The organism is Dinghuibacter silviterrae, from assembly GCF_004366355.1.
In the GTDB taxonomy this organism is placed as follows: domain Bacteria; phylum Bacteroidota; class Bacteroidia; order Chitinophagales; family Chitinophagaceae; genus Dinghuibacter; species Dinghuibacter silviterrae.
Window position 1 is genome coordinate 1,422,228 of sequence record NZ_SODV01000002.1, and the last position, 23,916, is coordinate 1,446,143.

The window sequence follows — 23,916 nt, forward strand, 5'->3', positions numbered from 1 at the left end:
CAATGATGAAACGAATGAACCTGGCCGCACTTGTGCTGGTCCTTGGCCTGGGCGCGCCCGCGCAGCCCCATCCGGTCCCGTACCCGCACTTCCCTCCGAAGGATTCCACGCTGCGTGTCATGAACCGCGTCGCCCACTGGCAGTTGGAAGAATGGAAGGGCGAGGGAATGAAGTACCCCGCCTGGGACTGGGTAAACGCGGTGTCGTATACCGGGTTGTTCGCGTTGGGGCAGCTTTCGGGGGATACCACGTATTGGAATACCCTTCGCTGCATCGGCGATTCTTTACAATGGGAGACGGGGCCCGCCAGGACCATGGCGGATGATTATTGCATCGGGCAGACGTATGCGCAGCTTTATATCGCCACCGAGGCCCGGCCGCCAGCGGGCACCGCGTCCCGGCCGCTCCCTGCGGCTTCCATGCTCCGCCCCTTCCGGCACCTCGCCGATTCCCTCCTGCGGCTGCCGCACAGCGAATCGCTGGAATGGAAAAACCACGTGCAACTGCGCCAGTGGGCCTGGTGCGACGCCCTTTTTATGGGCCCTCCCGGTCTGGCCTACCTGTCGACGGCTACGGGCGACCGGCGGTACCTCGACCTTGCCGACAGCCTTTGGTGGAAGACGACCGCCTATCTCTACGCCCCGGGCGATAGCCTATATTACCGCGACAGCCGCTACTTTGGTCAGCACGAAGCCAATGGACAACCGATGTTTTGGTCGCGGGGGAACGGCTGGGTGATGGCAGGTCTTGTAAGGATGCTCGCCAATATGCCGGAACGCTATCCCGACCGGCCGCGGTTTATACGACTCTACCGGGAAATGGCGGCGCGTGTGGCCGGTCTGCAACAACCCGATGGAACCTGGCATGCTTCTCTCCTGGACCCGGCCAACTTTCCGGGACCGGAAACCAGCGGTACGGGTTTATATTGTTACGCCCTCGCCTGGGGGATCAACCGCGGACTGCTCCCGGCAGCGCGTTACGCGACCGTCGTGGCGAACGCCTGGGCGGCGCTGATGCGTGCCGTCCAGCCGGACGGACGGCTGGGGTATGTACAACAGATCGGGGAAAACCCCCAACGGACGGGCGCCTCCAGTACGGAGGCCTATGGAACAGGCGCCTTTCTGCTGGCAGGAACGGAGGTGTACAAGATGGGCCGTTAAAGAGACTTGCGCAACGTCAACCGGAAGGGCAGCGCGATGTGTTCCGTGCTGCCTTCTTTGATAAGCCTCGCGGCTTCGGTGCCCATGCGATGGAAGTCGGTAGACATCGTCGTAATGCCGTTGAGGATGATCCGCTTCAGGGGCGTGTCGTTGTACGAAATCACCCCCACCGCTTCGCCCAGCGTTAGACCGGCGTCCAGGATCTTTTCCACCAGGACGACCAGGTCATCCTCCATCAGGCTGATGTAGGCCGTGCCCTCCTGTACTTTTTCCGCGTGCAGGTCGGAGACGACCTCGTTTTGGAACGCATAGTCGCGGCAGAAGTTGATAAACCCTTCCAGGATGTCGCGGGGATGGTAGGTATAGTCAGGAAAAATAATCTTAATGGTCCGGTACTTGGACAAGGGCTCCAGGGCCTCCGTCAATGCCTGGTAGATATCCTCACGAAAGCGCTCATAGACGGCCCCGAAGACGCCCGTGATACCGGGCGCCAGTTTGTCGAGCAGGATGAGCTGGTGTTTGGGAATGTCGTTGAGAAGGCTGGTGGCGCCTTCCCCTCCTTCCTGGAAATGCGGTATGATGACGAAGTGTGAGTAGCCGTCCTTCTTCCGGTCCATCAGCAGCCGTTTGAAAAGCGCATAGTCGTTGTTATAGATATAGAAGTCGATCAGCGCATCTCCGCCCAGCGCCGCCGCAAAGGCGTCGTAGACGATCTTTTTGTGCGCGCTGAGTTTGTTGAATAACAGGAACACCCTGGTCTTGCCGGTAGGCGCATCCCCCGTTATAAAATAACCCTTTCCGTGGACCGAACCCACGATCCCGCTTTGCTTCAGGTGCTTGTACGCCTTTTCCACCGTATCTTTCGCCAGGTCCAGTTCGAAGCTCAGGTCGTTGATGGACGGAAGCGCGTCCCCCCGCAGCAGGTGACCCTGCTCCACGCCCTTCAGGATGGAGTCCGCCACCTGCAGGTATTTGGGCGTGACCGAAAGTTCGTTGACGCTGATCAGCCGGTAAATATTCATTTGGGCAAATATACGACAGGACAGTACAGGAGAGTTAACCGGCGGCCCCCTCTTATCTTTACCGCCATCTAACGATTATGCAAGTCATCGCAGGTATTTTTTTCCACTTTATAGGCGGGTTCGCCTCCGGTAGTTTCTATATGCCGTACAAAAAGGTGCGGGGTTGGCACTGGGAAAATTATTGGATCATCGGGGGGCTTTTCTCCTGGCTGATCGTCCCGCCCCTCGCGGCCTGGCTGACGGTTCCGGGTTTTGCCGACATCATCCGGAATACCCCGGCGGAAACCATCCGGTATACGATGCTCTTTGGGGTTTTGTGGGGCGTAGGGGGGCTCACGTATGGATTGGGCGTCCGTTACCTGGGCATGTCCCTCGGCAACTCCGTGGTGCTGGGTTTTTGCTCGGCCTTTGGCGCCCTGGTGCCGTCGATCTATTATAACTTTTTTCCCGCTGACGGTAAGACGACCTTCAACGACCTGCTGACCACTTCCTGGGGCCGGGTTGTTCTTGCAGGTGTCCTGGTTTGTCTGCTGGGGATCTATATCTGCGGACGGGCGGGCATGCGCAAGGAACGTGAGCTGCCTGAGGAAGAAAAGAAGAAAAGCGTCTCCGAATTCAGTCTCGTCAAAGGGCTGGTGGTGGCCGTGATCAGCGGCATCCTGAGCGCCTGTTTCAACTTCGGGATCGAGGCCGGCAAACCGATGGCGGAAGCCGCTGTAAAAGCCGGGTTCAACCCGCTCTACCAGAACAACGTCATTTACATCACCCTCCTGTGGGGTGGGTTGGCGACCAACGGGATCTGGTGTTTGATCCTCAACCTGCGCAACCGTTCCTTTGGGGACTATACCGACAAGCGCACACCCTTGTTAAAGAACTACCTGTTCTCCGCCCTCGCGGGTACGACCTGGTTCCTCCAGTTCTTTTTCTATGGCATGGGCGAGAGCAAGCTGGGGAATGGAGCCAGTTCGTGGATATTGCACATGGCGTTTATCATCCTCGTGGCGAATGCCTGGGGGCTGGCGCTGAAGGAATGGAAGGGGGTGAGCCGGCGCACCAAGACGACGATCGCGTTGGGCATTGGAGCGATCCTCCTGTCGGTGGTGATCGTCGGAGTTGGGAATGCACTCAAATAAAAATATTATGAATTTCAAGCACGTATCGTATCTGTGGGATGAGGCCGAAGCCGCCAAACTGAAAGGCGACGAGGTAGCCCTGTTGGTGTACCGCTCCAACCTTTTGGGCGCGGACCTGAGGCTGACCAATTATGGGGGTGGAAACACCTCCGCCAAAGTCATATCCAAAGACCCCCTGACGGGGAAAGAAGTTGAGGTCATGTGGGTAAAAGGCAGCGGAGGCGACCTGGGCACCATGAAGCGGAGCGGTCTGGCCGCCCTTTATGTAGACCGCCTGCGCAGCCTGATCAACGTCTATGAGGGGGTGGCCAAAGAGGACAAGATGGTAGAACTGTTCAATCATTGTATCTACGACCTGGCTTCGAAGGCGCCCTCCATCGACACCCCTCTTCATGGGTTCCTGCCTTTCAAACACATCGACCACCTTCACCCCGACGCCGCCATCGCCATCGCGGCGGCCAAAGACGGCAAACGCATCACCAGGGAACTTTTTGGCGGGACCATTGGTTGGGTGGAATGGCAACGGCCCGGTTTCGACCTGGGGTTGAAGCTGAAGGCCTGTCTCGACGAAAACCCGGGCATCCGGGGGATCATGCTAGGTTCTCACGGTTTGTTTACCTGGGGGGACACGGCGTATGAGAGCTATTACAACACCCTGGAGGTGATCGAATGCTGCGCGCAATACATTGAAGACAACCTAGGCAAGAAGGGGCCGGTTTTCGGTGGGGCGCGCATGACATCCCTCGATAGGGAAGCCCGGCTTCGCCAGGCCTCGGCCCTGGCACCAGTGCTCCGCGGGCTTTGCTCTTCCAGGACGGGCATGGTGGGTCACTTTACCGACGACGAACGCGTGCTGGAATTTATCAACTCCCATGACCTCGCCCGCCTGGCGCCCATGGGGACGAGTTGTCCGGACCATTTTTTGCGGACAAAAATATCCCCGTTGGTCCTGGGCCTTGCCCCGGATGCGGACCTGGCCGATGTAAAGACCGCGCTCGAACCTGCCTGGGAAGCGTACAGGAAAATGTATGCAGACTATTACAATACCTGCAAACATCCCGACAGCCCGGCCATGCGCGACGCCAATCCCGTCATCATTCTTTACCCGGGGGTGGGCATGTTTGCTTTTGCGGCCAATAAACAAACCGCCCGTGTCGCCGCCGAGTTTTATACAAACGCCATCAATGTGATGAAGGGGGCGGAGGCGATCAGTGCATATACTTCCCTGCCCCGGCAGGAGGCTTTTAATATCGAATACTGGCTCCTCGAAGAGGCCAAGCTCCAGCGCATGCCCAAACCCAAACCCCTGAGCGGGCGCGTGGCCCTCGTAACCGGCAGCGCCGGGGGGATCGGGAAGGCCATCGCCCGGAAATTTATCGAGGAGGGGGCGTGCGTGCTCATCAACGATAACGATGCGGCGCGGCTGTCTGGTGCCACCGAATCGTTCATGAGCCAGTTTGGCCGGGACGCCTTTGCCGCGGAGGTGCTGGACGTAACGGCGGCGGATACCATCCAACGCGCCTTTGCTGCCGCCGCGCTGGCCTTCGGGGGCGTGGACATCGTCGTCAACTGCGCGGGTTTGTCTATATCCAAACCCCTCGAAGAACATACCGAAAACGACTGGGACCTCCTGTACGACGTATTGGTCAAGGGCCAGTTCCTCGTCACGCAGGCGGGGGTACGGGTCATGCGCCAGCAGGGTTTTGGGGGCGACGTCCTGAACATCGTCTCCAAAAATGCCCTGGTCAGCGGTCCGAACAACGCCGGCTACGGTTCGGCCAAAGCCGCCCAGCTCCACCTAAGCCGGCTCAACGCCGCCGAGCTGGGGAAGGACCATATTCGCGTCAATACCGTCAACCCCGACGCCGTCATCACCGACAGTAAAATTTGGGAAGGCGCCTGGGCCGAAGGCCGCGCCAAGGCTTATGGGGTTACGGTGGCCGAACTTCCCGCCTACTATGCCAAACGGACCCTTCTGAACGAAATCATCAACCCGGACGACATCGCCAATGCCTGTTTCGTTTTTGTGGGCGGTCTTTTGGACAAATCGACCGGAAACGTGCTGAATGTGGACGGTGGCGTAGCCATGGCATTTGTTCGTTAAATTCGATGCTTCAAACCCTTTCCATGCACATTTCCCGGACAACGATTGCCGAGCACAACGACCAACGCATGTTCGCCCATGAGCGCCGGTTTAACCACCTGGCGTCCGAAACGCCCCAGGCTTTATCGGTGCTCCCCCTCCTGGAAGCCTTCCAGGTCGCCATTCCCTCCTGGGCCCTGGGGGCCGGTGGGACCCGTTTCGGCCGTTTCGGCCTCGGTGGGGAACCCCGTAACCTCGAAGAAAAGATCGCCGACGTGGGGCTTCTTCACGCCCTCAACCGGTCCAGTGGCGCCATTTCCCTGCACATCCCCTGGGACATCCCGGAGGACGCGGAACGGATCAAGGCCCTGGCTACGCGCTACGGGCTGGTCTTTGATGCCATGAACTCCAACACCTTCCAGGATCAGCCGGGGCAACCCCTGAGTTATAAATACGGTTCCCTTCAACACGTCGACAAGGCGGTGCGAAAACAGGCAATCGACCACAACATCGAAGTCATCCGATATGGCGAAGTGCTGGGGTCCAAGTCCTTGACCGTCTGGTTGGCCGACGGTTCCTGTTTCCCCGGTCAGCTCAACTTCCGGGAAGCGTTCCAGCGGACCCTGGAAAGCCTGCACGAGATTTACGCGGCGCTCCCCGCCGATTGGAAGCTTTTCCTCGAATACAAGGCTTTCGAACCCAATTTTTATTCCACCACTGTCGCCGACTGGGGACAGTCCTTGCTCGCCGTGAGCAAGCTCGGACCCCAGGCGTATACCCTCGTCGACCTGGGACACCACCTCCAGGGCGCCAACATTGAACAGATCGTGGCCCTTTTGCTCATGGAGGGAAAGCTGGGCGGTTTCCACTTCAACGACTCCAAGTACGGAGATGACGACCTGACCGTGGGTAGCATCAAACCCTACCAGTTGTTCCTGATCTTTTGCGAGCTCGTCGAAGGCATGGACGCCCGCGGGATGTTGCATTCCCGGGACCTGGGCTGGATGATCGACGCTTCCCACAACGTCAAGGACCCCCTGGAAGACCTACTCCAGTCCGTGGAAGCCATTAAGATCGCTTATGCCCAGGCGCTCCTCGTCGACCGCGCCGCCCTCCGTGAGGCCCGGGCGGCCAGCGACGTGGTCAGGGCCCAGGAAGTCCTCCAGGCTGCCTACCGGACGGACGTCCGCCCGCTGGTGGCGGAGGCCCGGCTTCGCGCGGGCGGGGCCTTGGAGCCGCTCGCGTTGTATCGCGCCGGCGAGGTGCGGCGGCGGCTCACAGAGGAGCGCGGGAGCGGGGGGCGCGCCACCGGCCTCTAGCGCCGCGGCCCGCGCGGGCGCGCCGCCCGACCCGAAACGCGCGGGCGTGCCGCAGCCCGTGCCCGCCAAACGAATGACCATGCCCATTCCCGTCATAGCCATATTCGACGTCGGCAAGACGAACAAAAAACTACTTCTGTTCGACCTGCACTACCGTGTCTGCTGGGAGGAGTCCGTACAGCTCCGCGAAACAGTGGACGAGGACGGCTTTCCCTGCGAAGACGTGGCGGTCCTCACGGCCTGGGTCAAGGAACAGGCGGCCCACGTCCTGACGGATCCCCGTTGGGAGGTGCGGGCCATCAACTTCGCGGCTTATGGGGCGAGCTTTGTCCACCTGGACCGCGAAGGCCGGGTAATCGCGCCTTTGTACAACTACCTGAAGCCTTACCCCAAACGTCTCCTGGAGCACTTCTACAATAGCTACGGGGGCGCGGGCGCGCTCAGCCGCCAGACCGCTTCCTCCTTGAACGACAGCCTTAGTTCAGGGCTCCAGTTGTACCGGTTGAAGTATGAGCAGCCGGCGCTTTTTGCGGATATCGCCTGGTCCCTCCACCTGCCGCAGTACCTCAGTTTTGTGCTGGGCGGCCCGCCCGCGGCGGACATCACCAGCACGGGTTGTCATACCGGGCTTTGGGACTTCGAGGCGATGGCCTACCACCGCTGGGTGCGGGAGGAAGGGATCGACAAAAAAATACCGCCTATCCTGCCGTCGGATACCTGTCAAACCGTGGGGACGGTCCGCCTTGGGATCGGCCTGCACGACAGTTCTTCGGCGCTGATCCCGTACCTGCGGACCGTCAGCGAGCCCTTTCTCCAACTGTCCACGGGGACCTGGTGCGTCAGCCTCAACCCCTTCAACGCCACGCCGCTGACCTCCGGCCAACTGCAGCAAGACTGTCTTTGCTATATTTCCTACAAAGGGAACCCGGTCAAGGCCTCCCGGCTTTTTGCGGGGCACGCGCACGAACAACAGGCCCGGCGACTGGCCCTGCACTTCCACAAACCCGCGAACCATTTCGAGACGGTGCGTTGCGACACCGCGCTCCTGGAACGCCTGGAGCAGGCAGGTCCGCCTTCGGGTTTTCTGGAGCGGGAGCCCGGGGAGTTCCCTGATTACGAGACGGCGTACCACCGACTGATGCTCGACCTGGTCTACCGGCAGGCGGACAGTACCCGGCTCGTGCTGGAAGGTTCCGGTGTTTCCCAGGTCCTGGTCGACGGTGGCTTTAGTAAAAATCCTATTTTCATGCACCTGTTGGCCCGTGCTTTCCCGGGTCAGCAGGTCAGGGCCGCGTCCGTGGCGCAGGCGACCGCCGTGGGTGCGGCGCTTTGTCTGCACGAGCACTGGAACGGGGGCCCTGTGCCGTCGCACCTGATGGCCGGGAAAGGATAGTCATGGACAAACCCATTCGCAAAATCATCCATATCGATATGGATGCGTTTTATGCATCCGTCGAACAACGCGACAACCCCCTATACCGGGGCAAACCCATTGCCGTGGGCGGCTCTCCAGAAGGCCGGGGTGGGGTGGTGGCGACGGCCAGCTATGAGGCCCGCAAATTTGGGGTCCGTTCCGCAATGCCCTCCAAAAGGGCGCGGGAGCTTTGTCCCGACCTCATTTTTGTCCGTCCCCGGTTTGACGTGTACAAGGAAGTCTCTGCGCAGATCCGCGCCATTTTCCACCGTTATACAGACCTCATTGAACCTTTGTCGCTCGACGAAGCCTACTTAGACGTCACCGTGGACAAGCTGGGGATCGGGTCCGCCATCGAGATTGCACACGCGATCCGCAAAGCCATCCGGGAAGAGCTCCAGCTCACCGCCTCCGCCGGGGTTTCCGTCAACAAATTCGTGGCCAAGATCGCCTCAGACCTCCAGAAGCCCGATGGGTTTGCTTTTATCGGTCCGTCCTCCATCGAAGCCTTTATGGAAAAGCTGGCGGTGGAAAAGTTCCACGGTGTCGGCCGGGTCACCGCGCAAAAAATGAAAGACCGGGGCATCTTCACCGGGGCCGACCTCAAAAAACTTACCGAAGAAGAACTGGTCCGCGACTTTGGTAAAACCGGCGCCTTTTATTACCGGATCGTTCGGGGTCTGGACGATCGGCCGGTTCAACCCCACCGCGAAACCAAGTCCGTCGGGGCGGAGGATACCTTCCAGGAAGACCTGTCCTCCCTCGAAGAAATGGCCCCCGAACTCGACCGCCTGTCCGTCATCGTCCGGGACCGTCTCCAGCGCCACCAGCTCCGCGGGAAAACGGTCACGCTCAAGGTCAAATTCAGCGATTTTCGCCTGATCACGCGCAGCTTTTCCCTCCCGGTTCCGACCGATGATCTTGAACTTATCCAGTCCACCGTTCGCCAGTTGCTCCGGGGTGTTTTGGAAGAGCCGGTGAAGATCAGATTGTTAGGAGTCTCGTTGTCCAACTTCGGGGAACCCCCGCCCACCGTGCAACTCGGGCTTTTCTTTACGGAGGATTAATACGATACATTAGGATATTTATGTATCTTTGAAACGCTCTTACTTTTTCGGAACCCGAAATGAAACACATGCTTATTTCACTGAAACGCGTACGCTTAGTCGCCGCCATTTTTGCTTTTTTCTCCCTGCCCGCCACTGCGCAAGTCAATTGTTACGTGTCCAGGGTCGACCCCAACTACGACACGGCAGGTGGAACGGTTACGATCCACGGCTGGGGCTTTACCGGCACCACCAGCGTTAACATCGGGAACGGATATGCGACTTCCTTTAGGGTCCTCTCCGACACTTTGATGACAGCGGTTTGTCCGTCGACACCGGGTGAAAGTTTTGGTGTGTTTAACGCAAATGGGTACTCCCCCGGTATGTATTTTGCATTGATCGGCACGCCCGCAAAAGGCGCCGCGTACATCGGCTCTTTTAGCCCGACCTATGGCCACACCGGTGATACGGTCACGATCCGGGGAAGGGGTTTTACGAATATTACCAATGTCACTATCGGTGGGCAACCGGTCGCTTTCTTTACGATAGTTTCCGATACGGTGATCACGGCGGTTGTCAGCGGTCCTGATAATGGTGCGCTAACCGTGCGGGATACCCTGAATAAAGGGGTGAACACCACCGGCGGTTTTACGTCCCCCCTGCTTGGGTTTACCAACCTGTCCACCTATACCGGTGTTTTTATCACTTCCTATTCGCCGGTACCCAGCACGGCCGGGTCGACTGTAACGATCCACGGGATCAATTTGGGCGCGGTCAATGATGTGGAGTTCGGTCCCTGGAGTGCAACCTCCTTCACCGTGGTTTCTCCTACGACGGTTACGGCCGTCGTACCGAGGGGTACGCCCTGGGTCAATAAACTGGCGGTAGGTAATGGCAGTTCTTATGACAGTACCGGGTTTTCATGGGTCCTTCCCGATACGCCGAAAATAACATCCTTTTCTCCCCTTGCCGACACGGCCGGTGGAACCGTTACGATCAAAGGCACCCACTTCACCGGCACCACCGCCGTATTATTCGGAGCGGATACCGCCGCGTCGCTGACCGTGGTCTCCGATACCGTTATTAAGGCCGTCGTCAGCCGCGCCGGTGCCAGCGGGACCGTGCAGGTCGTTACGCCCGGGGTAAGCTCGACCTCGACCGCTTCCTTCACCTACCTGGGGCTCTCCCCCCGGATTACTTCTTTTGCGCCCACCAGCGCCGGCAAGGGGGATACGGTAATCCTCAAAGGCCAGGGCCTGACCGATGTCAAATCCGTCTTTTTTGGCGACGCCTTCGCGGCATCCTTCCAAATCGTTTCGGATACGGTGATCGCGGCCGTCGTGGGCAGCGGGACCTCCGGGAATATATCGTTTAGCGGGAAGCTGCCCAATGGGACCATCGTGGGCGACACCCTGGCAAGCCCGTTGTTCACCTTTGTTACACTGACACCCACCATAGCCGCTTTCTCGCCTTCTTCCGATACCAGCGGAGGCACGGTAACCCTTCATGGAACGCATTTCACCGGGGCGACCGCGGTGTTTTTCGGGGGCGATTCCGCCGCTTCGTTTAGCGTATTGGCCGACACCCTGGCGACGGCTGTCGTCGGAAAAGGCGCCAGCGGCAGTGTGCAACTGGTCACCCCCAACGGCACGGCTACCGCCGCCGCCACCTTTACCTTTTTGACCGGCCCGTCCATATTGTCCTTCATCCCCCCCGCGGATTCTGCCGGGGCCACGGTCTTTATAAGCGGGTCGAAGTTTACCGGCGCCACGGCCGTATATTTCGGTGGTGTGGCCGCAACATCCTTTACCGTAAGGTCCGACACCAGCATCAGCGCGGTCGTACCGTCAAATATTTTTGGACACGCGATCACGGTCGTGACACCCGTTGGAACGGATTCGCTCGGCGGGTTTACCTACCTGGCGCCCGCACCGGGGTCCCATGCCCCCTTGATCCACGCCTTCACCCCCGCCTCCGATACGGCGGGAGGAACGGTGATCATTGACGGTGCAAACTTCTCCACGGTGACCGCCGTCAGCTTTGGCTCGGTCCCTGCGGCATCCTTTACGATCGTATCCGATACGATGATCGAAGCCGTCGTTGGCCAAGGCGCTACCGGCACGGTGATCGTTTTTTCACCCCAAGGGTCCGACACCTCTGCCGCGGTCTTTACCTATACCTTGCCGCCGCCGCCTTCGATCACCGGCTTTAGCCCGGCGTCGGATACGGTAGGCGGTGTCGTCACCATCACCGGGATAAGCCTGGGCGGTACGACACAAGTGATCATCGGGAACGTGGCCGCCGCCTCGTTTACGGTGGTGTCGTCGACTGAGATCACTGCCGTCGTGGCAAGAGGCGCGTCCACCGGACGCATTGTCGTTTACGCGTCGGGAGACACGCTCCAGACGACGAGCGACTTTACCGTCCTGAGCAGCATCCCGGCCCAAGCCGCCATCACTTCCTTCTCTCCCCAGGCAGATTCCACGGGTGGGATCGTGGTGATCAGGGGAACGCATTTTACCGGGGTCACCGCCGTCGCGCTTGGAGGAACCTGGTCGAACTTCGTCATCGAGTCCGATACCATGATATGGGTCACCGTAGGCACCGGGTCCACCGGCCCGATCACACTGATCCAGCCCGGGGAAGATACGGTCGTCTCCACCTCGGACTTTACCTATCTCCAAAGCACCCCGGTATACATACCCCAGGTGCTCTCCTTCTCGCCCACCTCCGATACGACGGGTGGTGTGGTGACGATTCTTGGCACCCATTTCACGCGAGCAGACAGGGTTACCTTTGGGGGCAGCCCGGCCAGTTCCTTCACCGTTGTCTCCGACACGCTGATCACCGCCGTCGTCGGCCAGGGTTCCACCGGCCTTGTGTCGGTGTCGACAAGCGCCGGAACCGGCAGCAGCGATAGCACTACACAGTTTACATACGTCTACACACCGCCGCCTGCCGTCGCCGATACTTTCGCCATGATTTCGTTTACCGGTTCGATGGTCAATGGTCAGCTCCAACTGACCTGGGTCACCCAGTACGACGAGAATATCGTCTCCTACCAATTGGAGCGGGCCACGGACAGCACCGGTTATACGTCGATCTATACCGTCCGTTCCCAACAGATCGCCGGTGTCGGTATTGACTACGCCTACACCGATCCCTCACCGGTCCAGGGCAACAACTACTACCGCCTGACGGCCACGGACACCCTCGGCAAAACCGCCGGCACCTGGCTAACGACGGTAAACGTACCGCTGCAACCCCACGTCACAGCGCTGCCCAACCCGGCCACCGGTTCGGTCTACGTCAAAGTGCCCTATTCTGTCCACAAAGCCGTCATCCAGTTGGTTGACCTCAACGGAAAAGTAACCAAGACGATGGCCGTCCCCATGGGCGCCTACCAAGTCCGTATCGACCTGACCGGCGTACCCTCCGGTCTCTACATCCTGACCTGGCAGGACGGCACGAGCCGCACCCAAAGAAATATCATGGTACACTAGCCAAAATAACCACCTCACTCTTGCTGACCGGGCCGCGAGCGCCCGCGCGGGGTGGATGAGCCTAAATAACCTCTTTTCCGCAGAAGATCCGAACGATGGCAAGTGTTTTTGGCTTCTGCGGAAAAGAGGTTATTTAGGCTCATCCACCCCGCGCTGTGACACGGCATGCCCACGCCAGAAGAGAAAGGCATGCCCACACCGGAGGGGAAGACGCCGTCGTACGATTATCCATCCCGATCGTAGGATAGCCCATTCCCCTCCCCGCGGATAAGCCCGAAATTTGGCGCCTATGATGCAAAAGACGATTGTATTGTTCCTGGCGGCTGTGTGCCCGTTTGTGATGGATGCCCAGGTGATCCGCGTGTCGACGCACGACAACCTGCTGCTGCTGGGGGTGGGGAAGGACAGTACGTTAAGGCAGCTCTATTATGGGCCGCAAACGCCGGAGGGGGGAGAAGACCCCGCGAAAGGGGATGAGGCTTATTCCACTTATGGGAAAAACTATACGGAGGTAGCGCTACGCCTGACACATGACGACGGCAATACGACGACTTACCTGGTGTATGAAAACCACAGCACCCGGCAGCTCGACAGTAATACGGAACAAACGGAGATTCACCTTCACGACAGCTACTACCCGGTGTCGGTCACCCTTTTTTACAAGGCCTATCGAAAGGAGAACGTCATTGCGCAGTGGGCGGAGGTCCGCAACGGGGAGAAGGGGGCTATAAAACTCCATGATTTTGCTTCGGGAGATCTGAGCTTTCACGAGACGGCATACTACCTGACTTCGTATTATGGCGACTGGGCGAGCGAGGCCAATATGACGGAAACGCAGCTCCAGCCGGGGATCCGGATCATCGATTCCAAACTGGGGGTGCGTTCGGACCAGCGGAGCAATCCCTCTTTCCTGCTCGCGCTGAACGGAAAACTCCGGGAGGACGAGGGGCAGGTCTTGGGCGCCACGCTGGCGTGGCCGGGGAGCTGGCAGCTCAAGTTCGAGGTGGGCACGGAGGGCAACCTCAACGTCCTTTGCGGCGCCAATCCTTATGCCTCGGATTATACCCTGGACCCGGGCAAAACCTTTTCGACACCGGCCTTGTTGCATACGTACAGCGCCGAAGGGGCGGGGGAGGTCACCCGCCGGTTCCATCGCTGGGCAAGGACCTACGGCATCCGGAATGGGTATGGGCGAAGGGATGTGCTGCTGAACAACTGGGAGGCCACCTACTTCGACTTTGACGAGCAAAAGCTGACCACCATCATCCAACAGGCGGGCACGATGGGTTTTGACCTGTTTTTATTGGATGACGGCTGGTTTGGAAATAAATACCCACGCAACAACGACGACGCGGGGCTGGGTGATTGGGAAGTGAATACGCACAAACTGCCGCACGGGATCGGATACCTGGTGGACCAGTGCCGGGCGAATCACCTGAAGTTTGGCATCTGGATCGAACCGGAAATGGTCAACCCGAAAAGCGAGCTGTACGAACAGCACCCGGACTGGGTCATCACCGCACCGCACCGGCCGCTCGATCTTCAACGCAACCAGCTTATCCTTGACCTTTCGAACCCCAGGGTGCAGGAATACGTCTATCAGTGCATCGACAAGCTGTTGCGGCAAAACCCGGGGATCAGTTATGTGAAGTGGGATTGTAACCGGTATGTCACCAACCCCGGTTCGGCTTACCTGGGCAAGGACCGCCAGGGCAACCTTTTTGTGGACTACTCTAAGGCGCTGCTCAACATTATGGACAGGGTGAAAAAAGCCTTTCCGGCCGTCACGCTGATGGCCTGTTCCGGGGGCGGCGGCCGGGTCGACTATGCCACCCTCCCGAACTTCATGGAATTCTGGCCCAGCGACAATACGGACGCCGTGGACCGGATTAAGATCGGGTGGGGGATGGAATACTTTTTCCCCGCGATCGGCCTGGCGTCGCACGTGTCCAACATTCCCAACGGAATCACGCACCGGAGCGAATCCCTCAAATTCCGTTTTGATGTAGCGATGACGGGGAAGCTGGGGATGGACCTGCAACCCATGCAGATGAGCCCCGCCGACAAGGAGTTCGCCAGGAACGCGATCCAGACCTATAAAGGAATCGAAGACGTGGTCCTCCACGGGGACCTGTACCGGCTCGTGTCGCCCTACGAGGAGCCCAGGGCCGCCTTGATGTACGTGACGGAAGATAAGAAACGCGCGGTGGTGTATTCGTTTCTGATCCAAAAAACACCGGAATCGGTTCATCGAAACATCCGGCTCAAGGGGCTCAACCCCGACGCCACTTATCGCCTCAGCGAGCTCAACAAGGGTGACAAAGGCTATTTCGGGGCTTACGAGGGGAAATCCTTTACCGGGGCCTTCCTGATGAACGAGGGGGTCCGCTCCGACTTCGATCACGACGGGGAGAGCACGGTCTTCGAAGCCGTGGCGCAATAGCTCACCTCGGCGTATTCCGCTGTCTGTACTCCGTAGGCGACACCCCCATGGACTTGGAAAACATCCGCGAGAAATAAAACTGGTCCTCTATACCCAGCATGACCCCGATCTCCCTGACGGTCATGGACGTGAAAAGGAGGTACTGACAGGCTTTCTGGATTTTGAGGTGGTTGAAGTATTCGACGGGGGAATGTCCCGTGCGTTTTTTGAATAAGGTGGAAAAATGAGATACCGACAGCCCGGCAAAGTCAGCGAGCTCGCCCAGGGTCAAAAGGTCCTGGCTCCGCTTCTGCATCAACTCCATCGTGCGGTCGATGATGTCCTTTTCCTGTGGCTGGGCGGCCTGGGAAAACTTGTCTCCATACAGCAGGGAGGACAGGAAATGATAAAAGATCATGTTGACATAACGGAGGTTATCGTTGCTGTATCCCTTTTCCAGGTGGGCATAGATGTCGTCAAAAAGCCTGAAGCGTTGTTGGTCATAAACCAGCCGGGGTTTGCCCTGGCGGAGCAGGTCTGTGATATACGTTGCGGTGTCGCCCGCAAAGTGAATCCAATAAATCGTCCAGGGCGCCTGGGCATCCGTTGCATACCGGTGCGGCGTGCCGGCGGGAATGGTCACGAATTCACCGGGGGAAAGGTCGATCGTCATACCCTCCATCGTGACCCACCCACGCCCTTCCACACAGTAAATCACAATGTGTTGAGAAACCCCCGCCGGTCTTTCCATATAGTGAAAGAGGGCCTTTGGATAGTACCCGATGTCGGTGATATAGGCTGGACGGGTAATGGGGTCCCTGGTCAGGAAGTCGTGGATGATTTTCCTGGGGATGACGATGAGCTTTTGGCCTTCAAAGCCTTCCTTTTTGCGTTGCAGCCGTTTTTGCATGGGTATAAAAATCGGGAAAAAGTCCATACTCTTCGGAAAAATTGCTATTCCGTGAGTGGAGACAAAGGTAGATTTTTGGCATATTCTCCATTAACTTCGGTCCGCGGACGTGTTCATAATGTACACCGAAACCCTGAACGATCAGAATCCAGGATATTAACGATATGCGTATACCTTGTATCATCCTTTTTATGGTTTTATGCGGCGTCGTCACCGGCCAGACGCTATCCAATGCTTATGTGTCCGTGACAGCCGACACCGTCGCCGGGACCCTTAGTTACCGGTTCGCTACCGGCCAAACCCTGTCCCGGACCTACGCTTATGTGGAGGACGTCCATAAGGGTTTGGTGTCAACCAAAGACTGTCCGCGGCACTGGTGTTCACTGGACGGAAAGCGGCTCACGTTTATACACGAGGCGGGCGGTATTCGGTTGATCCAGCACATCACGCTCTACGACACCTATCTCTTGATAGACCTGGAGGCCCAAAGCGCGGACGGTTTGGAAACGCGCAACATTTCCCCCCTCGCGGGGACCGCGCAGGTACCCGGCGCGGAGCGCCGCCTGCTGGATGTGCCCTTTGACAACGACGACTGGGTGCACGTGCTGGAGCAAAAGGCGCCCGCCAAAGGGATGAGTTACGAGCTGACCGCTGTGTATGACAACGCGAACTTTTCGGGGGTTGTCGTGGGCAGCGTGACACACGATTTTTGGAAAACGGGGATCGCGTATCGCATGGGTGACCGCGACTCGCTCACGGTTTTCGGCGGCGTCTCCACCCCGGACAACCCCGCACTCCCCGCGGACGAAGGCGGCAAAGACGGTACCCACGACCACGCGCCTCACGGCACGATGGTGGGGTCGGTCGTGCGTTCGCCAACGGTATTCGTCGGGGGAGGACGCGACATCCGCGCGCTCCTGAAAACCTACGGCGAAGTGAACGCCAGGATCAACGGCCGCCTGGAGTGGAAGGGCCCCGCCCCGTTTTATTGGAACAGCTTTGGGGTGGAAGGCGTGCTCGGCTATGAGCACGTCATGATGCCCGCGGGGGTGCAAAAGGTGTCCGACTTCCTCGCTACGCTTGGGAATTTTAAAAACCCCGTGTTGAGCATTGATTCCTACGACCAGGGTATTTACTCGACGGAAATGCTGGCGGCACTGGGGCGTTACACAAGGAAAAAACACCAGCAGATCGGGTTTTATTTCGCCCCCTTTGCCCAATGGACGTGGAAAAACGGGATCGATCAGGCGCCCTTCGCCGGGACGAATTTTACCATCGGACAGGTCGTCCTCAAAGACGCGAACCGTGAGCCCATTGCCTATAAGGACGGCGACTGGGCCGCTTATGCCCTGGACCCGACGCATCCTGCCATGCGCGCCTACCTTGTAGGACAGTTGGAAAAAGCAAAGGCCATGGGCGCGACCTTTATCAAGATCGACTTCCTGAGCGCGGGTGCCCAGGAGTCGCCCCGCCATGCCGACCCCGCCATCCGAACGGGTATACAAGCCTTTAACTACGGCATGCGCCTGCTCCGGCACCTGTCCGATTCCATCCTGGGGCCGGATGTGTTTTATACGGAGGCCATTTCCCCGCTTTTCCCCAGTCAATATACCCATGCCCGTTTTCTCACCACGGATATTTACAGCCACCTTCGGGACGACGACAAAGGTTTTCCCAACTGGGGCAGCACGGAATATTCGCTGGCCTCGGCGTCGCACCTGGGGTGGGCCATGGGCACGCTCTGGCCGTACACCAACCTGGACGTGACCGTTATGGAGCACTTTCAAAAGAACCCTGCTTTGTCCGAACAGACGGTAAAGGTCCGGTTGTACGCGCTGATGGTCATGGGCAGCATCCTCGGGGACGGGTCGGATTACCGGAGCGCGCTCGCCCAGGAGCGCGCGCGCATGTATCTCGACAACCCGTCGGTTTGCGCCTTCTTTAGCCATCCCCGGGTGTTCACGCCCCTGAAGTGGGCCGATGGACCTGGTTTTGACCAGCAGATGGTGTTTTGCCTGAAGGGTGACACCACGCTCGTGGGCCTTTTCAACTTCAGCCGCCAGGGGGACTTCGCTTACACCTTGTCCCCGGAGGCCCTGGGGCTGCCCGCGGGCAACTACGTGTATAAGGACTTCCTGACCGGCCAAACACTTACCGGACAGGTCAGCGTACCAAAGGAGGACGCCCTCATGATCGACATCATCAAACAATAACTATGGACGTAAAAGCTTGGATCGAAGAAGTACGGATACCTACCTATAAAGCCGGGCAACCCGAAAAGAACCCTTTGTTTCTGGAAAAAAGGGTCTACCAGGGGAGCAGCGGGGTCGTCTACCCGCATCCGGTGATCGAGCACATTTCGGATCACAAAGAGGACGTGACCTATACCGCCGTTTTCCTCGAAAACGAATACCTGAAGATCATGCTGCTGCCGGAGCTGGGGGGTAGGGTGCAACGGGCGTATGACAAGGTGAGGGGGCGCGACTTCGTATACTACAACCAGGTGATCAAACCGGCCCTGGTGGGCCTGGCGGGTCCCTGGATATCGGGGGGGATCGAATTCAACTGGCCCCAGCACCACCGGCCTTCTACCTTTTCCCCCGTGGACTTCAGCCTGGAGGAACACCCGGATGGAAGCCGGACGGTGTGGATGAACGAGGTGGAGATCATGTTCCGGACCAAAGGCCTGGCGGGCTTTACGTTATACCCGGACAAAGCCTACCTGGAGATCCGGGGGAAGCTTTTCAACCGCACGCCTTTTCCCCAGACCTTTCTCTGGTGGGCCAACCCGGCCGTCAAGGTGGGCGAGCACTACCAATCCCTTTTCCCACCGGATGTATACGCCGTATTTGATCATGGAAAACGGGACGTATCGGATTTTCCGATCGCCACCGGCACGTATTATAAGGTCAATTATGCGCCGGGAACGGATATCTCCCGGTATGTGAATATCCCGGTACCTACTTCCTATATGGCCATCCGTTCCAGGTATGACTTTATGGGTTGTTATGAACACGATACCCAGGCGGGTATGCTCCACGTGGCCGATCACCATGTTTCCCCCGGCAAAAAACAATGGACCTGGGGGAACGGTGACTTCGGGAAGGCCTGGGACCGGAACCTGACCGATGAGGACGGCCCTTATATCGAGCTGATGACCGGCGTATTTACGGACAACCAGCCCGATTTCTCCTGGCTCCAGCCCAACGAGGAAAAAACGTTTGAACAATACTTCATGCCCTTTGCCGGGGTGGGCATGGTCAAGAACGCGACCAAGGAGGCGATGGTCAACCTGGAAGAGGACAACGTCAGCGTATACGCGACCTCGCGGTATCCGGGCGCCCGGATACAAATTTTCCGGGACGATACCCTGATTAAGGAGTATACGTTTGACCTTTCCCCCGCGCACATTTTCAGCGAACGACTTCCCGGCGCCGCAGGCTGTCACGTCGCTGTCCTCTCCGCGGAAGGAGTGACGCTCGTAGCCTACCGCCCCGACCCCCCGGAAGTAAAAGCCCAACCGTCCCCCGCCACTGCTGCCAAAAGCCCCGCGGAGATTGAACAGGTGGAAGAGCTCTACCTGAACGGCCTGCACCTGGAACAATACCGGCACGCCACGTATAACCCGGTCGACTATTACGAGGAGGGCCTGAAACGCAGCCCTGGGGATATCCGCTGTAACAACGCCCTTGGTCTTTGGCTGTTGCGCCGGGGCCAGTTCAAAAGCGCGGAGCCTTATTTCCGGAGGGCCATCGCCACGCTCACATTGCGCAATCCCAATCCCTACGAGGGGGAGCCGCTCTACAACCTGGGCTGGTCACTGATGTTGCAAGGCCGGATAGAAGATGCTTACGATGCCTTTGCCAAGGCAGCCTGGAACGACGCGTGGCAACACAGTGCCTTTTTGTCGATGGCCCGGATAAAATGTCAACAAAAACAATGGCGCCAAGCCCTGGAGCACGTCAATAAATCACTTGTGCGGAACGCGCACAGTGTGCAGGCCCGTCACCTGAAAGCGGTCGTGTTGCGGCAACTGGGCCGGGACAACCGCGCGTTTATACAAGAGTCCCTGGACATCGATCCCTTTAATATGGGTTGTGCCTGGGAGGGACGGCATCCCGATTTTGCCGGGCGCATGCGGGGCGCCCTCAACAACTACCTGGAGCTTTCCCTGGATTATGCCTACATGGGTCTGTATGAGGAAGCCGGCAGCCTGTTGGACGACAGCACCCTGGGCAATTATTACAAAGCCTGGTTTGCCCTCAAAGCGGGTCAGGACGCCGGCGCGCTCTACCGGAAGGCCGCCCAGGGCGACCCCTCCCTTGTTTTTCCCAACAAAATAGAAGAGATCCTTATCCTGGAAAGCGCCCTGGAACAAAACCCCACGGACGCCCACGCCGCCTGTTACTTAGGCAACCTCTGGTACGACAAACGCCAGTACGCAGAAGCCATTGACTGTTGGGAAAAAGCAATACAGATCGACCCGGCCTATGCCTTGCCCTTCCGCAACCTGGCATTGGCGTATTACAATAAAACCAAAGAAACGGCCAAGGCCATACATTGCCTGGAGCAGGCCTTTCTGCTCGATCAGAAAGACGCCCGTGTTCTTATGGAGCTGGACCAGTTGTATAAAGTAACCGGCCGGCCGGTGCAGGAACGCCTCGACTTGCTCGAACGCTACCTGCCGCTCGTCGGGCAGCGGGATGACCTTTACCTGGAACGCGTGTCCCTGTACAACCTCCGGCAAGACCATGAAAAGGCGAAGGCGCTATTGGCCGGCCGGATCTTCCATCCGTGGGAGGGTGGGGAAGGTAAGGTCGTCCGTCAATACCTGTATAGCCAACTGGGCCTGGCCAAACAGGCCATCGATAAAGGCGCATACGACCGGGCGGAAGCGCTCCTGGAAGCGACGGTACACTATCCGGAAAACCTTGGCGAAGGCAAACTCTATGGCACGCCGGAGAATGACCGCCTATACCTGATGGGTTGTATTTACGAAGCGCGAGGGCGCGTTGAGGAAGCCCGGGCCGCATTCGAGGAAGCCACACTTGGTGCGGACGAGCCGGTACAGGCCATCTTCTACAACGATCCCCAACCGGACAAGATCTACTACCAGGCCCTGGCCTGGCAAAAACTGGGCGAAACCGCCAAGGCATGGAACATCTTCGAACGCTTTATCCGCTTTGGGGAGGCCCATATAGAGGACAAGATCCACATTGACTATTTTGCCGTATCCCTTCCGGACATGCTGGTCTTTGACCAGGACCTGGACGTACGCAACCGCCAGCACTGTCACTACCTGATGGGACTGGGCTACCTGGGCCTTGGTCAGACCGCCGCCGCGGAAGAACACCTGTCCGAAGTGCTCCGGCTGGACCCTGCCCATGCCGGTGCCACGCAATATCTACATACGATCCAAAAAACACTATGCTAACCATTACAGAGTCTGTTTGCCATACCCCCGACGCCCAGTATTTGTTCACCTTGCAAAACCCCCGGATGCACCTGACCCTGACCAACCTGGGTGCTTCCATACGGACGCTTTGGGTGCCCGACCGGAACGGGCGCCTCGGCAACGTGGTGGCCGGCTACCAGGATATCGACACTTATGCGCACAACCCCCTTTACCTGGGGTGTGTGGTGGGCCGTTATGTAAACCGCATCTGGCGGGGCCGTTTTGTCCTTGACGGCGTCACGTACCACCTGACCCAAAACGAAGGCACCAACCATTTGCACGGAGGCTTCCGCGGGTTTCACCAACAGTTATGGGAAGTCTTGGAGGTCGTCCAATCAACGGACAAGGCGAGTGTACTGATGGGTTACCGGAGCAAGGATGGAGAAGAAGGTTATCCGGGGAACCTGGACGCGACAATACGGTATACGCTCAGACCGGACAACCGGCTTTACCTGGACTATACCGCGCGTTCGGACAAGCGCACCCCCGTCAACCTGTCCAACCACTCCTATTTCAACCTGAGTGCCTTTGCGCGTCCTTTGATCGACGAACATGAACTTCGGGTCTTTGCCCGGGACTATGCAGAGAAAAATGGGAACAATCTTCCCACCGGTATGGTCCGGCCGGTGGCGGGGACGCCGCTGGATTTTTCACGGCCGGCGCGCCTTGGCGAAAGGCTGGGTGTGTTTCCGGTAGACCGGGGGCTGGATCACAATTTCGTGCTGGACCACGTTGCGCCGGGTCGCAGCGCAAATGGCGCGCCGGGTGAACCCGGCCTTGCCGCAGCGCTCCGCGATCCCGCCTCCGGCCGGCGTCTTCGCGTCTATACCGACAAGCCCTGCATTCAGGTGTACACAGCCAACTGGTGGGACGGATCGTTTCTGGGTGCACAAGGTGTTACCTACGAACAACACGGCGCCGTGGCCCTGGAGACCCAGTTTTACCCGGACAGCCCGAACCAGCCCGGTTTTCCCAGCACCATCCTGGACCCCGGGGCGGAATACAAAACCACCACTATATTTGAATTCGATGTCCATGACCCGGTATAATCATTCCTTCATTCTTTCGATCTCCTTTGTGTCGGCACTGGGTGGATACCTGTTTGGGTTCGACTTCGCCGTGATTTCAGGGGCGCTTCCTTTTTTGAAAACCACCTTTGGGTTGGATACATATTGGGAAGGTTTTGCCACCGGTAGCCTTGCATTGGGCGCCATCCTGGGTAGTGTCCTGGCGGGGGGCATCTCCGGCAGGTATGGCCGCCGGAAGGGATTACTCCTGGCGGCTATGCTTTTCGGGGTCTCTTCGCTGGCCATGGCGCTCGCGCCGACGCGGTACTTTTTTATCGGGGCCCGTTTTTTTGCGGGCGCGGGGGTGGGCATGGCTTCGCTGCTCTCCCCCATGTATATCGCCGAAATATCCCCTGCCTCTTTTCGGGGCAGGATGGTGGCGATCAACCAGCTTACCGTCGTCATCGGTATCCTGGTGACCAACCTCATCAACTATACGCTTAGAAATACAGGCCCCGATGCCTGGCGATGGATGTTTGGTCTTGGGGTGGTTCCTTCGGCTTTGTTTGTGTTGGGCGCTTTGTGGCTTCCCGAAAGTCCCCGCTGGCTGGCGGAGGCTGGAAGGACGGCGGAGGCGGAGCGTTTGCTGGAGCGGATCGGGGGCAAAGAATATGCCCACAAGACTCTGGGCGGCTTTCACCGCTCCGCGGCACCCACCGATAAGCGTTCCGCCGCGCAGGGCCTTCACTACGGCGCGCTCTTACACCGCGCGGTTTTCCCCTCCGTCCTCGTGGGCATCGGCCTGGCCGTTTTTCAACAATTTTGCGGCATCAACGTCGTCTTCAATTATACCCCCGCCATTTTTGCCAGCATAGGTGTGGCAAGAGACGGGCAGCTTTTGCAAACCGTCTTTATCGGAGGCGTGAACCTGGTCTTTACCGTGGCCGCCATGCTGTTGGTAGATAAGGTGGGCCGCAAACCGTTGATGCTGGCCGGAGCCGTTTGTCTTTCGCTGCTGTACCTGGCCGTTGTACACTTATTGGGGACGGGCGCGGCACAGGTGTCGTGGTTCCTCCTGGCGTCCATCGGCACGTACGCGCTGACACTGGCGCCCGTGACCTGGGTATTGATCGCCGAAGTGTTTCCCGGGAAGATCAGGAGCGCCGCCACGTCGCTCGCCGTGCTTTGTCTCTGGGCGGCTTACTTTGTCCTGGTCTTTACTTTTCCTCCCTTATTCGAACGCCTGGGAGACAAGACGTTTTATCTCTACGCCGGGATCTGCGCACTGGGGGCGGTTTTTGTGGCCCTGAAAGTAAAAGAGACCAAAGGGAAAACCCTCGAAGAGCTGGAGGATGCACTGGTGATTCACTAGACAGGAACACCGTAGGATAATCCATCAAAATCCAAGGAATGCCCATGGTTTGGGCTAACCCTTCATGCTA

14 protein-coding genes are annotated in these 23,916 nt (G+C 58.5%); 12 read left to right on the forward strand and 2 right to left on the reverse strand.

Annotated features, from left to right (window positions below):
- Window positions 1–2: 2 nt before the first annotated feature.
- A complete protein-coding gene (locus EDB95_RS23210; RefSeq protein ID WP_133998050.1) occupies window positions 3–1,160 on the forward strand; it encodes a glycoside hydrolase family 88/105 protein in 1,158 nt (385 codons plus the stop codon).
- On the opposite strand, the gene EDB95_RS23215 is transcribed toward EDB95_RS23210, so the two are convergent.
- Window positions 1,157–2,182, reverse strand: a complete 1,026-nt coding sequence (locus tag EDB95_RS23215; RefSeq protein WP_133998053.1) for a GntR family transcriptional regulator — start codon at window positions 2,180–2,182, stop codon at window positions 1,157–1,159. The two genes, EDB95_RS23210 and EDB95_RS23215, sit on opposite strands and share 4 nt — an antisense overlap.
- Window positions 2,183–2,259: 77 nt before the next feature.
- Between EDB95_RS23215 and rhaT the strand changes: the two genes are divergently transcribed.
- From rhaT to EDB95_RS23250, 7 genes are all read left to right on the forward strand, one after another.
- Entirely contained in the window at window positions 2,260–3,315 is a 1,056-nt protein-coding gene (gene rhaT, locus EDB95_RS23220) for an L-rhamnose/proton symporter RhaT (RefSeq protein ID WP_133998056.1), read from the forward strand.
- A gap of 7 nt (window positions 3,316–3,322) precedes the next feature.
- Entirely contained in the window at window positions 3,323–5,419 is a 2,097-nt protein-coding gene (locus tag EDB95_RS23225) for a bifunctional aldolase/short-chain dehydrogenase (protein ID WP_246073769.1), read from the forward strand.
- 5 nt (window positions 5,420–5,424) lie between these two features.
- Window positions 5,425–6,717, forward strand: a complete 1,293-nt coding sequence (locus EDB95_RS23230) for a TIM barrel protein (protein WP_246073770.1) — start codon at window positions 5,425–5,427, stop codon at window positions 6,715–6,717.
- Between the two features lie 79 nt (window positions 6,718–6,796).
- The gene (locus tag EDB95_RS23235; protein ID WP_211352188.1) at window positions 6,797–8,110 is read left to right on the forward strand and encodes an FGGY-family carbohydrate kinase; all 1,314 of its coding nucleotides are present in this window, start codon (window positions 6,797–6,799) and stop codon (window positions 8,108–8,110) included.
- Between the two features lie 2 nt (window positions 8,111–8,112).
- Window positions 8,113–9,198: a DNA polymerase IV gene (gene dinB / locus EDB95_RS23240; RefSeq protein ID WP_133998062.1), complete on the forward strand. Its 1,086-nt coding sequence runs from the start codon at window positions 8,113–8,115 to the stop codon at window positions 9,196–9,198.
- A gap of 68 nt (window positions 9,199–9,266) precedes the next feature.
- Window positions 9,267–12,680: a T9SS type A sorting domain-containing protein gene (locus tag EDB95_RS23245; RefSeq protein WP_162852750.1), complete on the forward strand. Its 3,414-nt coding sequence runs from the start codon at window positions 9,267–9,269 to the stop codon at window positions 12,678–12,680.
- A 289-nt stretch (window positions 12,681–12,969) separates the two neighbouring features.
- Entirely contained in the window at window positions 12,970–15,123 is a 2,154-nt protein-coding gene (locus EDB95_RS23250) for an alpha-galactosidase (protein ID WP_133998066.1), read from the forward strand.
- A 1-nt stretch (window position 15,124) separates the two neighbouring features.
- Here the strand turns inward: EDB95_RS23250 and EDB95_RS23255 are convergent, their stop codons facing one another.
- Window positions 15,125–16,012 (reverse strand): AraC family transcriptional regulator, encoded by an 888-nt coding sequence (locus EDB95_RS23255; RefSeq protein WP_133998069.1) that lies wholly within the window; start codon window positions 16,010–16,012, stop codon window positions 15,125–15,127.
- 164 nt (window positions 16,013–16,176) lie between these two features.
- Between EDB95_RS23255 and EDB95_RS23260 the strand changes: the two genes are divergently transcribed.
- From EDB95_RS23260 to EDB95_RS23275, 4 genes are read left to right on the forward strand one after another with little or no spacing between them, the layout of a single operon-like run.
- On the forward strand, window positions 16,177–18,225 hold the full coding sequence (locus EDB95_RS23260; protein WP_133998072.1) for an alpha-galactosidase: 2,049 nt from the start codon (window positions 16,177–16,179) through the stop codon (window positions 18,223–18,225).
- 2 nt (window positions 18,226–18,227) lie between these two features.
- Window positions 18,228–21,446: a DUF5107 domain-containing protein gene (locus EDB95_RS23265; RefSeq protein WP_133998075.1), complete on the forward strand. Its 3,219-nt coding sequence runs from the start codon at window positions 18,228–18,230 to the stop codon at window positions 21,444–21,446.
- Window positions 21,440–22,516 (forward strand): aldose epimerase family protein, encoded by a 1,077-nt coding sequence (locus tag EDB95_RS23270; protein ID WP_133998078.1) that lies wholly within the window; start codon window positions 21,440–21,442, stop codon window positions 22,514–22,516. The genes EDB95_RS23265 and EDB95_RS23270 overlap by 7 nt, the downstream gene beginning before the upstream one ends.
- Window positions 22,503–23,846 (forward strand): sugar porter family MFS transporter, encoded by a 1,344-nt coding sequence (locus EDB95_RS23275; RefSeq protein WP_246073771.1) that lies wholly within the window; start codon window positions 22,503–22,505, stop codon window positions 23,844–23,846. The genes EDB95_RS23270 and EDB95_RS23275 overlap by 14 nt, the downstream gene beginning before the upstream one ends.
- Window positions 23,847–23,916: the final 70 nt, after the last annotated feature.

Excerpts from the sequence above, each read along its gene's own strand:
- EDB95_RS23250 (WP_133998066.1), top strand. The coding sequence starts at position 12,970 with ATGATGCAAAAGACGATTGTATTGTTCCTGGCGGCTGTGTGCCCGTTT.
- EDB95_RS23270 (WP_133998078.1), top strand. The coding sequence starts at position 21,440 with ATGCTAACCATTACAGAGTCTGTTTGCCATACCCCCGACGCCCAGTAT.
- EDB95_RS23245 (WP_162852750.1), top strand. The coding sequence starts at position 9,267 with ATGCTTATTTCACTGAAACGCGTACGCTTAGTCGCCGCCATTTTTGCT.
- EDB95_RS23225 (WP_246073769.1), top strand. The coding sequence starts at position 3,323 with ATGAATTTCAAGCACGTATCGTATCTGTGGGATGAGGCCGAAGCCGCC.
- EDB95_RS23230 (WP_246073770.1), top strand. The coding sequence starts at position 5,425 with ATGCTTCAAACCCTTTCCATGCACATTTCCCGGACAACGATTGCCGAG.
- EDB95_RS23260 (WP_133998072.1), top strand. The coding sequence starts at position 16,177 with ATGCGTATACCTTGTATCATCCTTTTTATGGTTTTATGCGGCGTCGTC.
- EDB95_RS23210 (WP_133998050.1), top strand. The coding sequence starts at position 3 with ATGATGAAACGAATGAACCTGGCCGCACTTGTGCTGGTCCTTGGCCTG.
- EDB95_RS23265 (WP_133998075.1), top strand. The coding sequence starts at position 18,228 with ATGGACGTAAAAGCTTGGATCGAAGAAGTACGGATACCTACCTATAAA.
- EDB95_RS23275 (WP_246073771.1), top strand. The coding sequence starts at position 22,503 with ATGACCCGGTATAATCATTCCTTCATTCTTTCGATCTCCTTTGTGTCG.
- rhaT (WP_133998056.1), top strand. The coding sequence starts at position 2,260 with ATGCAAGTCATCGCAGGTATTTTTTTCCACTTTATAGGCGGGTTCGCC.
- dinB (WP_133998062.1), top strand. The coding sequence starts at position 8,113 with ATGGACAAACCCATTCGCAAAATCATCCATATCGATATGGATGCGTTT.
- EDB95_RS23215 (WP_133998053.1), bottom strand. The coding sequence starts at position 2,182 with ATGAATATTTACCGGCTGATCAGCGTCAACGAACTTTCGGTCACGCCC.
- EDB95_RS23255 (WP_133998069.1), bottom strand. The coding sequence starts at position 16,012 with ATGCAAAAACGGCTGCAACGCAAAAAGGAAGGCTTTGAAGGCCAAAAG.
- EDB95_RS23235 (WP_211352188.1), top strand. The coding sequence starts at position 6,797 with ATGCCCATTCCCGTCATAGCCATATTCGACGTCGGCAAGACGAACAAA.